Below are 10780 nucleotides of genomic sequence, written 5' to 3'. Positions count from 1 at the left end.
GCGAGCTGGGCCTGTTCACCCAGGTCGAGAACGACACGACCTGCTGCTACGCCCGCCAGGACAAGGTGTGGGTCCGGGGTCCGGGGAACGAGCCCTGGGAGGTCTACACCGTCACCGACGACTCCCCGGTCTACGGCACCGACGGGATCATCACCTCGATGCCCGACGACGCCTCCGCCGAGGCCGGCGCCGGGCAGACCGCGTGCTGTGGGGTCACCGCCTGCTGCTCCCACGACGAGCAGGCCACCGAGCCCGGCGTGACCGTGACCGAGGCCACGACCGCCGCCGGCTGCGGGTGCGTCGCGTGAGCACCGGGTCCGCGGATCGGTCGGCCGTGGATCCGACGGCGTGGTCGTGGGCGTAGGCCTCGAGCACGTCGCGGGTGGAGGCGCCGCCCGGCATCCCGAACCGGTCGCCGATGCCGGCGGCGAAGTCGTCGATCGCCCGCAGCAGCAGCCCGCCGTGGAAGTGCGCGTCGGTGGAGGTGTCCTGCCGGCGGGCCTCCTCGGCGAGATCCAGCAGGTGGTGCATCACCGCCGGGAGCGCGAAGCGCGCGTCGTCGTCGTGGAAGTAGTAGGTGATGGGGAAGGTGACCAGGTCGCGCTCGCACGCCACGAGCCGCGAGGTCAGGTCGGCGTACATGCTCGCCGGGAGCGGTGACGGCGGACCGGGGTCGCCCACATCGGTCCCGACCTCCTCCAGGAGGCGGATCTCGTAGGCGAGGGCCCGCCGTCGCGAGAGCACGGGGAAGATCGAGAGGAGCCACGACACGCTCGCGGTGAGCAGCCCGAGCCCGAGCAAGGCTTCCAGGGGGGGGCGGCGAGGCGGAGCAGCCCGTGGGCGGGCGAGACGTCGCCGTAGCCGAGGGTCGTCAGCGTGACCAGCGAGAAGTAGAGAGCGTCGAGCAGGCTCGTGCCGGCGGCGTCGAGGCCCGTGGTGTGCAGGAAGCCCTCGGGCATCCACGGCCAGTACACGAGCGCCCAGCCGCACCCCAGCAACGTCGCCCAGCTCGCCACGACGACCAGGAAGGAGACGGGCCCGGCGAGGGCCGGGGTCCGCGACCCGGGCAGGTGGCGACACGCCGACCACGTCGTGGCGATCACCGCGCGGCTCGGCGAGCGTCGCCTCGGATGTGAGAACAGGGTGGCGAACACGTCGACGAGGGCGATCACGATCAGCGCCACGCCGGCGACCGAGCCGAGCACGGCGACCGCGGGGGTCACCGCACACCCGGCGGGAGGTGCGGACGGGTCACCCGGACGATCCTGCGGCCCACCGGCGCGACCCGACACGGACCAACGTCCCGGACACCGGTGCCGCCCGGTCCGGGACGCGCCCGTGGGGTGCCGGGCGCGGGCCCCCGGGCCGTCGTCGACGCGCCGGCGGGACCAACGTCCCTGGCGGGTCCGGGCCGGCCCGGCTTCTCTCGTCGCGGCGGACGGCAGACGACACTCCGCCCGGCCGGCTGAGCGGGAGGCCCCTGCATGATCACGTCTCGCGAGCTCGAGTCACTGTTCGGTGCGAGGGAGGCGGTGACGCCCCGCGGTCCGGGGGACGCCGGGCGCTTCCGGCTCGCCACGCTCGACGACCAGGACGCGCCGGTGGCGCAGTACTTCGCGCGAGCGGTCGCGCCCGGGGCGCCGGTCGTCCCCGCGGTCGCGCTGCGGATGCACGGCCGGCTGCGGCTCGGCCGGGTGTGGCTGCCGTACCGGGCCGAGGAGTACCTGGCGCCGCGGCACGGCTTCCGCTGGACGGCGACCGTGGCCGGGATCCTCCGCGGCCAGGACACCGCCGGGGACGGGCAGGGCGCCATGCGGTGGCGTCTGGTGGGACGGGGGAGACCGCTGGTCGACGACGACTCGGCCGACGTCGCCCGCAGCGCCGCCGGTCGCTGCGGCGCGGAAGCGATCTGGGCGCCGACCGCCGTGCTCCCCGGGACGGGCGTCGCGTGGTCGGCAGTGGACGAGCGGGACATCTCCGGGCGGTTCACGATCGGGGACACGGCCGTGGACCTGCTTTACCGGCTCGACGAACGGGGCCACCTCGCGGCGTTCCGCACGACGCGGTGGGGCGATCCCGACGGCAGCGGCCGCTGGGACTGGCATCCCTTCGGCGGCCGGGTGATCTCGACGCGCACCTTCGGCCCGTACACGGTCCCCGCCGCCGGCGCCGTGGGGTGGTACCCCGACGGGCCCGACGCCTCCCGGCGGGAGTTCTTCCGGTTCCGGCTCACGGAACTGCTCCCGAGGACCGTGGACGGCTGACCTCGCTCAGGTGCGGCCGGGCCGAACGCGCGGGCGACAGGGGACCGAGGCCCTGCCCCTGACGGGACCCGCGGCCCTCCCGGAGGACGCCGCGGGCGGGCACCGTCGGCGACCCGACTCCGGATGAAGGGAGCAGGTCGAGATGACGACCGTCATGGAACGACGCAGGACCGGCTGGGATGTGGTGCTCGGCATCCTGCTGCTGCTGGCCGGGCTGTTCGTGCTCGGCAACGCGGTGATCGCCACCTTCCTGTCCGTGCTGCTCCTCGGATGGATCGCGATCGGGTCCGGCGTGGTCACCCTGGTCGGCGCGTTCTTCCGTCGCGAGTCCGGTGTCTCGTGGTCGGCCGCCCTCGGCGGGGCCGTGCTCATCACGCTCGGCGTGATCATCGTGCGCGACCCTCTCGCCGGCGCGGCAGGCCTGACGCTGCTGGCCGGCGCGCTCTTCCTGGCCGTCGGGCTGACCCGGCTCTTCGCCGCGACACAGGTGCCCGCAGCCCGCGTGGTGCTGGTCGTCAGCGGAATCCTGTCGATCATCCTGGGCCTCATCGTGCTGTTCAACTTCACGATCGCGGTGCCGTCGCTGCTGGGCCTCTTGCTCGGGATCCAGATCCTGGTCGAGGGAGCGACGATCCTCGTCGCCGGCCGGATGCGGCCCGCGCCGGCGACGGCTGAGTGACGGTGCCGGTGCGCAGCCGGGCTCCGGTGCGAGGCGCTCGCCCCTGATCCGCCGGTCACGCCGTGGGAGCGAAGGGATCGACACGTGGGGGAGGGCGAGATCGTGGACGACGTAGCGGCACCCGCGCGTCGGGAGGGGGCCGAGGGGGCCGAGGAGCCCCGCCACCGGATCGACGAGGTCGGGGTCCGGGACATCGCCCTCGTCGTGGCGGGCTTCGACGGCTCGGACGAGGCCGCCGAGGCCGTGCGGTGGGCGGCCTCGCTCGCCCGGCTCACCGGGGCAGCCCTGCGGGTGGTGTGGGCGTGGAAGACGCGCGACGTGTGGGACGCGGCGGTCACGGTCAAGGAGACCGGGACGCCCTCGCTCAGCGAGATGGAGGTCGTCGCCCGGCGCCGCCTGGGGGAGGCGGTCGCCGGGCTCGCCGGCGACGAGGTCGCGGACGTCGACCTCCACCTGTCCCAGCGACCCGACGCGGCCGGCATCCTCCTGCACGCCGCGCGGGACGCCGACGTCCTCGTGGTGGGCTCCCGGGGACGCGGGCGGGCGCGTGCCGCGCTGCTGGGCTCGGTGAGCGCGCGCTGCCTGCGCGACGCCGCGTGTCCGGTACTGGTGATCCCGCACCGGCTCGCGCGGCCGGCGGAGGCCACCGACTCCTGACGGACCCCGCCCGTTCGGCCCGGCTCTCCTGACCGACGGCGCTCCGATCACGGGTCCGACGTCCCGGTCCACGGAGGCGGCTCCTTCCTACGGTGACGCTCGACCAGCACCGAGCACGGAGAGTTCACCCGGCGGCTGATCGGGGCGAACGGCCCGCTCGCCTTCCCGCCGGAGTCGCTCGACGTCGACGCCCGCCGCGAGTTGCTGACCGACCTGCGGCGCGAGATCGACGATCCGCCCGGCGACATCGACACGGCCGACCTGGCCGAGTTCGCGGGCATGATCGAGCGCTCGCTGGTCGGCGAGGTGGCGGCCGCGAGCTGACATCCCGCGCCGTCGGACACCGCAGCGCCACGGCGGGAGTCCGACGGCACGGGTGTCCGGGCCTTTCGCCTCTACGCGCCCCGGGCCGCCCGGCGGACGGTGGCGTGGTCGTGAGGAGGGGGCATGGCCATCGCTGAACCGCCGTCGGTGTCGCGCGCGCCGCGGATGCCGACGCCCGTCGTCCCGGCCCCGGCCCCGTCCCCGCCGCGCCGCCGCTCCCGCGGCTCGGCGTTCGCGCACTACCTCCGGACGACGGATCCGAAGGACATCGCGATCCTGTACCTGGTGACCTCGTTCGCCTTCTTCATGACCGGCGGGCTGATGGCCCTGCTGATGCGCGGCGAGCTGGCGCAGCCGGGACTGCAGGTCCTGTCGGTGGAGCAGTACAACCAGCTGTTCACGATGCACGGCACGATCATGCTGCTGCTCTACGCGACCCCGATGGTGTTCGGATTCGCGAACTACATCGTGCCGCTGCAGATCGGCGCACCGGATGTCGCGTTCCCCCGGCTCAACGCCTTCTCCTACTGGCTGTTCCTCTTCGGCGGCACCATCGTGCTGTGCGGGTTCTTCACCCCGGACGGAGCCGCCTCCTTCGGCTGGTTCGCCTACGTCCCGCTCTCCGACATGACCCACAGCCCACAGCTGGGCGCCGACCTGTGGCTGGTGGGTCTGACCATCGGCGGTCTGGGCACGATCCTCTCGGGCGTCAACTTCGTGACGACGATCCTGTGCCTGCGCGCGCCAGGCATGACGATGTTCCGGATGCCGATGTTCACCTGGAACATCCTCGTGACGAGCATCCTGGTCCTCATCGTGTTCCCGCCCCTGGCCTCGTGCCTGCTCGGGCTCGAGGCCGACCGCCGCCTGGGCGCCCACCTGTTCGACCCGGCCAACGGCGGGGCGATCCTCTGGCAGCACCTGTTCTGGTTCTTCGGCCACCCCGAGGTCTACATCCTCGCGCTGCCGTTCTTCGGCATCGCCACGGAGATCTTCCCGGTGTTCAGCCGCAAGCCGCTCTTCGGCTATCGCACCCTCGTGTACGCGACGGTGTCGATCGCGGCGTTGTCGGTGGCCGTGTGGGCCCACCACATGTACGCCACCGGCGCGGTGCTGCTTCCCTTCTTCTCGCTCACCACGTTCCTCATCGCCGTGCCGACCGGCATCAAGTTCTTCAACTGGATCGGCACGATGTGGCGCGGGCAGCTCACCTTCGAGTCGCCCATGCTCTTCGCGCTGGGGTTCCTGGTCACGTTCCTCTTCGGCGGCGTGACCGGCGTCCTGCTGGCGAGCCCGCCGCTGGACTTCCACGTGTCCGACTCGTACTTCGTCGTGGCGCACTTCCACTACGTGCTGTTCGGCACGATCGTGTTCGCCACCTACGCCGGCATCTACTTCTGGTTCCCGAAGATGACCGGCCGGATGATGAGCGAGCGCATCGGGCAGCTGCACTTCTGGATGACGTTCATCGGCTTCCACATGACGTTCCTCGTGCAGCACTGGCTGGGCAACGAGGGCATGCCACGCCGCTACGCCGACTACCTCCCCGGCGACGGGTTCACGACACTGAACACGATCTCCACGATCGGCGCGTTCATCCTCGGGGCGTCGACGCTGCCGTTCGTCTACAACGTGTTCCACAGCTTCCGCTACGGCCGGCGGGTCGAGGTCGACGACCCGTGGGGCCACGGGCGTTCCCTGGAGTGGGCGACGACCTGCCCGCCGCCGCGGCACAACTTCACCGAGCTGCCCCGCATCCGCTCGGAGAGTCCGGCCTTCGACCTGCACTACCCGCACGTGCGGACCCTGTCCGGTCCCGCACACGCCGACCGGTGACCACCTCGGGCTTCGTCGAGGCGATGTCCCGGGTCGCCGAGGCCTTCGAGATCGTCGCGGCGGGGCTGCTCGTCGTCGGTCTCCTGTGGTCGTTCGTGCTGGCCGCGCTGACGTGGGCTCGCACCCGCGCCGCCCACCGCGCCTACCTCGCCCTGCGCGAGTCCTTCGGCGGCACCCTCCTGCTCGGCGTCGAGGTCCTCGTGGCCGCCGACCTCATCCGGACGATCGCCGTGGAACCGACGCTGGAGAACGTCGCGGTGCTCGGGCTCATCGTGGTGATCAGGACCTTCCTGAGCTTCTCGCTCGAGATCGAGATCGAGGGTGTGCCGCCGTGGCGACGGGCTCTGACCTCCGGCCCCGCGCGGGTGGCGCGGGCCGCGCGCCGCGCGCTCGCCGACCCAGCCCGCCCGGAGGACCCGCCCACGGGGTGAGGGAAGCGCTCCGGGACGCCGTGGTCGCCGATCGGCTCAGAGCGCCGGCCCGTCACGCACCGCCGCGGGCTGGACCAGGTCGACCAGCGTGGCGGGGATCCGGGTGACGGGGAGGACGCGGTCGACGGCGTCGTCACGCCCGATGGCCGCCTCCGGCATGCCGAAGTTGGCGGAGGAGGCCCGGTCCGCGGCGAGCACGGTGCCACCGAGATCGTGGACCGCGACCGCCCCCGTGGCGCCGTCGTTGCCGCGGCCGGAGAGCACGACCGCGATGACGCGCGAGCCGGCGGTGACGGCGAGGGTGGTCAGCAGCAGGTCCGCCGACGGTCGGTAGGGCGGGGGGCCACCCGACGCGACGAGCACGATCGTGCCCTCGGCGGTGGCGAGAGCGTGCCGTCCGGGCGGGACGACGAGCACCGGACCGGGCAGGAGTCGCTCTCCCGTGCGGATGGCGCGCACCGGACGCCGGCACCGCCGCGCGAGGACGTGGGGGAGGAAGCCCTCGGAGGTGGGTGCCTGGTGCAGCAGGACCACCAGGGCGGCGGGGAGATCCAGCGGGAGCGGTTCGAGGACCGCGATCGCGGCGTCGAGCCCGCCCGCCGAACCGACGAGGGCGATGACGGGCGCCGACAGCTCGTCGAGCTCGTGCTCCTCCGTCACCGCTCCTCCCGGGTGAGCGTCACCGACCTCGTCATCGTTGCCGCCTCCCGCCTCCGTTGCGTCCAGCCAGTGCCTCACATCGCGCGGTGCCGGGGACCCGTCGTCGGTCCTCCGGGAGCCGGGCCGAACGACCCGAGCGGCGACGTCCTGAGCCGCTGCGCTCGGGTGCCCTCACAGCTCCGGTGCGTAGAAGCGGTACTCCGCCGTGTACGCGACCGGCTGCTCGGCGCCGTCGGCGCACGCCCCGGACGGTGCGGCACCGCCCTGGACACCGAGGCGTTGGACGAAGTCCACCGCGGCCATGACGCCCTGCCCGTCGTGGCCGGTCGCGCGGAGCAGGAGGTCGGAGGCGGCTCCCGGGACGGGCACCGACGCGGCCTGCGTGCCGATCACGGAGCTGCCGTCCGCCGTGGCCGTCCACCGGGGACCGGCGTCGTGGAGGACGTCGGTGCTCTCGGCCGTCAGCACTGCGGCCGGTTGCTTGAGCGCCCACGCGCCGGCGCGGCAGGCGTAGACCTGCACCCCGCGCCGGACTGTCGCCGTCAACGCCAGTCGCTGCCCGACCGGCACGGCGAGCTGCGCCGGAGCCGGTGCTCCGCCGGGTGGCGCCGGCGCGGGCCGGGTTGATGTGCTGCAGGCCGTCAGCGCCGCCACCACGAGCGCGAGGATCAGGGCCCGGACGGAGCCGGTCACGCCGGGATCACCGCGAGGACGGCCGCACGGACGAGACGGTGGTCACGCTGGCACCGGCTCGACACGGGCAGGACCATAACGGTCCCGGCGATTCTTTCCGGCTGACGCTGACATCATCCTCAGTGGTGCGGCAGGTGGGGGTGCATCGACACCTCGGCGACCCGTTGCTCGATGCGCAGCCGGTGGTCCTGGCCGTGCGGGTGCTTCCGCGCCGGCCGAGGCATGCTCGCGGCTCGGTCGAACAGCGTCGACGGATCGCGGAATTCGTCCATGGTCGTCATCGTGGGCTTCCCCCGAATGTCCTTCTCGCCACGACCCACCGTCGGCAGCGGCGCCGTCACCGCCATTCTGCGACATCACGTGATCGTCAAACGGGGCTGTCCGAGTGAACAACGGTGCAGATCCACGAGCAGTACCACGCAATGTCACGGGGTTCTCGCAGAACGAGAACACGGAATGTGTTGGTCTGCCGTGTTGATGCCGGTCGCGCCGCCATTCCGGATCGGCCGTCGGACGACCACTCAGCCCTCACGGGCGGGCGCCTCCCACGGTCGTGCACGTGCCGTCGTCGTCGACCACGAACCCTGTCCGCCCGACCCGGTGCCCGAGCCAGGCGGCGGCGTCCGCGCCCCGGGCGAAGGCGGCGGTGGCGTCGACGTCGGCGACGGCGAGGCTGCCGGCGATCACCGTCACCGACGCGACGCCGGCGGGCGGGAGGCCGGTGCGGGCGTCGACGACGTGGGTGCCGCGGTGGGCGGTCCCCGAGGTGGCGACGGCGCCGTCGCGGATCGGGACGACGGCGAGGACACGACGGGTGTCGTGCGGGTCCTCGATGCCGACGCGCCACGGGCGGTCGGGGTCGAGTGCGTGCCCGAGGACGTCGCCGCCGGCGCCGACGCAGAAGTCGGTGTCGTCGAGGGCGCGCAGGGCCGCGGCCGCACGCTCGACCGCCCAGCCCTTCACGACGCCGCTCGGGTCGAGACGGCGCCGGCCGTCCGGCCCGTGGTGCCACACGGAGAAGGCGCCGTCGGAGGCCCGTTCGGCGCGGTCGGCGAGTGCCAGGACCTCGCCGATCTCGGGTGGGACCGCCGGGTCGTCGAGGGCGAGCTCACCGCGGTCGAGCCGGGAGACGATCGAGTCGGGCCGGTAGGTGCTGAAGACGCGGTCGGCGTGGCCCAGCGACGCCATGACCGCGCGCCACGCGTCCCGACCACGGGCGTCGTCGGCGTGGCGTCCCCGCAGGGCGAGGCTGATCGGGAGGCCCATCACGTGCTCGACGTACCGGGTGGCCGGCGGCCCCGCCGGCGCGCCGGCGGTCACGCCGCCCGGGCCTGGTCGAGGGCGCTCTGCAGCGAGTCGAGGTACCCGGTGCTGGTCACGGTGGCGCCGCTGACCATGTCGATGTCGGCGCTCTGCGCCTGCACCGTCTCGTCGACGAGCTGGGGGATCGCGTCGGCGTTGATCTCCCGGTCCTTGCCGTTGCCGTCCGGGTACTGGACGACGTCGACCGCGGTGATCCGGCCGCCCGCGACGGTGATGCGGGTCTGGACGGGTCCCCAGCGGGTGTCCGCGACGGTGCCCGTGAAGGTCCCGGCGGTGGTGGCCGGGAGGGCCGTCGGCGCGCCCGCCGACGAGGTCGCGGTGGTGCTCGGGGCGGCGGCTCGGGCGGTCGTCGTGGTCCCGCCGGTGCCGCCGGCGGCCTCCTCGCCGGAGGGGAGCGTCGACGAGGTGGAGGTCTTGTAGCCGAAGAGCAGGACCACCGTGCTCACGGTCGTGAGGAACCACAGCAGGATGCGGCGCACGCGGGTCACCAGCCGAAGGTCTCGGAGTGGATGCGGTCGGTCGGGGTGCCGGCCGCGGAGAGGGTCTGCCGCACGAGACGGGTCCACGGGTCGGGGCCGCAGACGTAGACGTCGCGCTCGGCGATGTCGGGCACGCGGGCGAGCAGGGCGGTGAGGTCGTCGGTGTGGCGGAGAGGGCCGCCGACTCCGTCCCCGAGCCAGGAGTCGCTGGATCGCCTCGGCCCGGGCAGCGGGAACAGCCCGATCCCGCACTCCCGGGCGAGGACGGTGAACTCGCGGGCGAAGAGCGGCTCGTCGGTGAACCGGTGGAGGACGACCACGTCACGCCCGGCCTCCCCGAGCTCCTCGGCGAGGGCCCGCAGCGGTGTGATGCCGACCCCGGCGCCGACGAGGGCCACGCGCCCGTTGCTGCCGGCACGGTCGGCGAGCCGCCCGAAGGGGCCCTCGACCAGCGCCCGGGTGCCCGGGCGCAGCCGGCGCAGGGCCCGACTGCCGTCGCCGAGGTCCTTGACCGTGATCCGCAGGCTCCGTCCGTCGGGTGCCGCGGACAGCGAGAAGGGATGCGCGCGGGTCCATCCCGGGCCGGTGAGGAAGCGCCACCCGAAGAACTGGCCCGCCCGGACGTCGAGCTCGGCCAGGTGCCGCCCGCTGAGGTGGACCGACACGCACCCGTCGCCCTCGTCGACCACCGACGTGACGACGAGGCGATGGCGCAGGCTGCGCCGCAGCGGCAGCGCGACCCGCCAGAGGAGCACCGAGCCGGCGGCCAGCGCCCACAGCGTCCACCAGAAGACCGTGCGTGCGGTGGACTCCAGGAACTCCTGGCCCGTCCAGAGCTGGTGCGGCAGCGCGAGCCCGACGCCCAGGTAGGCATAGAGGTGCAGCAGGTGCCAGGACTCGTAGCGCAGCCGAGACCGCGCGGCCCTGATGCTGGTGATCACCACCATGACCAGGCATGCGGTGCCGGCGACGGCGAGCAGCATGCCGGGGTAGTCGACGGTGAGATCCCAGGCCTCGGCGGGGACTCGGGCGAGATCCCCGGCGGCGTAACCCCAGGTGATGAGCCCGATGTGGGCGAGCATGCCCGTGAACGAGGTGAAGCCGACGAGTCGGTGGATGCGGGCGAGCCGGTCCTGCCCGAACGCCTTCTCGAGCAGCGGTACCCGGGCCATGAGGATCACCTGCACGAGCAGGAGCACCGAGGCGAGCAGCCCGGTCAGACGGCCCAGCGAGTCCAGGCCGGTCGCCCAGCCGCTCAGGTCGGAGAGACCGCCGCCGGTGGCCCACCAGAACGTCACCAGCGTGAGGGAGGCGCACAGGAGCGCCTCGGCCGCGGTGCGGAGCCGGCGGTCGCGGACCGCGGGGGTCGCGGCGGCCGCATGGCGGGTCGGGCGGGTCGCGCGGGGGACCGGGCGGCCGAGGGTCGCGGTCACC

The 10780-nt window shown here is 73.5% G+C and carries 13 protein-coding genes and 2 pseudogenes; 7 read left to right on the top strand and 8 right to left on the bottom strand.

What is annotated here, in order from left to right; translation table 11 throughout:
* Positions 1 to 308 (top strand): annotated as a pseudogene (locus tag ACR9E3_RS03020) (hypothetical protein); the annotation flags it as partial.
* Here ACR9E3_RS03020 and ACR9E3_RS03015 read toward each other — a convergent pair.
* Positions 214 to 801, bottom strand: a complete 588-nt coding sequence (locus ACR9E3_RS03015) for a hypothetical protein (RefSeq protein ID WP_460378394.1) — start codon at positions 799 to 801, stop codon at positions 214 to 216. The pseudogene ACR9E3_RS03020 and the gene ACR9E3_RS03015 sit on opposite strands and share 95 nt — an antisense overlap.
* Before the next feature lie 29 nt (positions 802 to 830).
* Positions 831 to 959 (bottom strand): annotated as a pseudogene (locus ACR9E3_RS03010) (ion channel); the annotation flags it as partial.
* Between the two features lie 525 nt (positions 960 to 1484).
* Between ACR9E3_RS03010 and ACR9E3_RS03005 the strand changes: the two are divergent.
* The 6 genes from ACR9E3_RS03005 (at position 1485) to ACR9E3_RS02980 (ending at position 6191) form a co-directional block, all read left to right on the top strand.
* Positions 1485 to 2264 carry a DUF6544 family protein gene (locus tag ACR9E3_RS03005; RefSeq protein ID WP_460378344.1) on the top strand — a complete coding sequence of 260 codons (780 nt, stop codon included), beginning with the start codon at positions 1485 to 1487 and terminating at the stop codon, positions 2262 to 2264.
* 154 nt (positions 2265 to 2418) lie between these two features.
* Complete coding sequence (locus ACR9E3_RS03000; protein ID WP_460378343.1) at positions 2419 to 2943, top strand: HdeD family acid-resistance protein; 525 nt, start codon at positions 2419 to 2421, stop codon at positions 2941 to 2943.
* A gap of 102 nt (positions 2944 to 3045) precedes the next feature.
* Complete coding sequence (locus tag ACR9E3_RS02995; protein ID WP_460378341.1) at positions 3046 to 3600, top strand: universal stress protein; 555 nt, start codon at positions 3046 to 3048, stop codon at positions 3598 to 3600.
* 201 nt (positions 3601 to 3801) lie between these two features.
* The gene (locus ACR9E3_RS02990) at positions 3802 to 3924 is read left to right on the top strand and encodes a hypothetical protein (RefSeq protein ID WP_460378339.1); all 123 of its coding nucleotides are present in this window, start codon (positions 3802 to 3804) and stop codon (positions 3922 to 3924) included.
* A 165-nt stretch (positions 3925 to 4089) separates the two neighbouring features.
* Positions 4090 to 5760, top strand: a complete 1671-nt coding sequence (ctaD, locus tag ACR9E3_RS02985; RefSeq protein WP_460378392.1) for an aa3-type cytochrome oxidase subunit I — start codon at positions 4090 to 4092, stop codon at positions 5758 to 5760.
* The gene (locus ACR9E3_RS02980) at positions 5757 to 6191 is read left to right on the top strand and encodes a DUF1622 domain-containing protein (RefSeq protein WP_460378337.1); all 435 of its coding nucleotides are present in this window, start codon (positions 5757 to 5759) and stop codon (positions 6189 to 6191) included. Before ctaD ends, ACR9E3_RS02980 begins: the two co-directional genes overlap by 4 nt.
* A 36-nt stretch (positions 6192 to 6227) precedes the next feature.
* Here the strand turns inward: ACR9E3_RS02980 and ACR9E3_RS02975 are convergent, their stop codons facing one another.
* The 6 genes from ACR9E3_RS02975 to ACR9E3_RS02950 all read right to left on the bottom strand — a co-directional run bounded on the left by ACR9E3_RS02975 (position 6228) and on the right by ACR9E3_RS02950 (position 10779).
* Positions 6228 to 6851, bottom strand: coding sequence for a chemotaxis protein CheB (locus tag ACR9E3_RS02975; protein WP_460378335.1), 624 nt, complete (start codon positions 6849 to 6851; stop codon positions 6228 to 6230).
* A 171-nt stretch (positions 6852 to 7022) separates the two neighbouring features.
* Positions 7023 to 7544: a DUF3455 domain-containing protein gene (locus ACR9E3_RS02970; protein WP_460378334.1), complete on the bottom strand. Its 522-nt coding sequence runs from the start codon at positions 7542 to 7544 to the stop codon at positions 7023 to 7025.
* Positions 7545 to 7663: 119 nt separating this feature from the next.
* Positions 7664 to 7816, bottom strand: a complete 153-nt coding sequence (locus tag ACR9E3_RS02965; protein ID WP_460378332.1) for a hypothetical protein — start codon at positions 7814 to 7816, stop codon at positions 7664 to 7666.
* Positions 7817 to 8072: 256 nt separating this feature from the next.
* A complete protein-coding gene (locus ACR9E3_RS02960; RefSeq protein ID WP_460378330.1) occupies positions 8073 to 8864 on the bottom strand; it encodes an FAD:protein FMN transferase in 792 nt (263 codons plus the stop codon).
* The gene (locus ACR9E3_RS02955) at positions 8861 to 9355 is read right to left on the bottom strand and encodes an FMN-binding protein (protein ID WP_460378328.1); all 495 of its coding nucleotides are present in this window, start codon (positions 9353 to 9355) and stop codon (positions 8861 to 8863) included. Before ACR9E3_RS02955 ends, ACR9E3_RS02960 begins: the two co-directional genes overlap by 4 nt.
* Entirely contained in the window at positions 9352 to 10779 is a 1428-nt protein-coding gene (locus ACR9E3_RS02950; RefSeq protein WP_460378326.1) for a ferredoxin reductase family protein, read from the bottom strand. Before ACR9E3_RS02950 ends, ACR9E3_RS02955 begins: the two co-directional genes overlap by 4 nt.
* Between the last annotated feature and the right edge of the window lies 1 nt (position 10780).

The sequence above is a fragment of the Actinomycetospora sp. C-140 genome (genome assembly GCF_054796175.1).
This window is presented reverse-complemented; position numbering and strand designations above follow the sequence as displayed.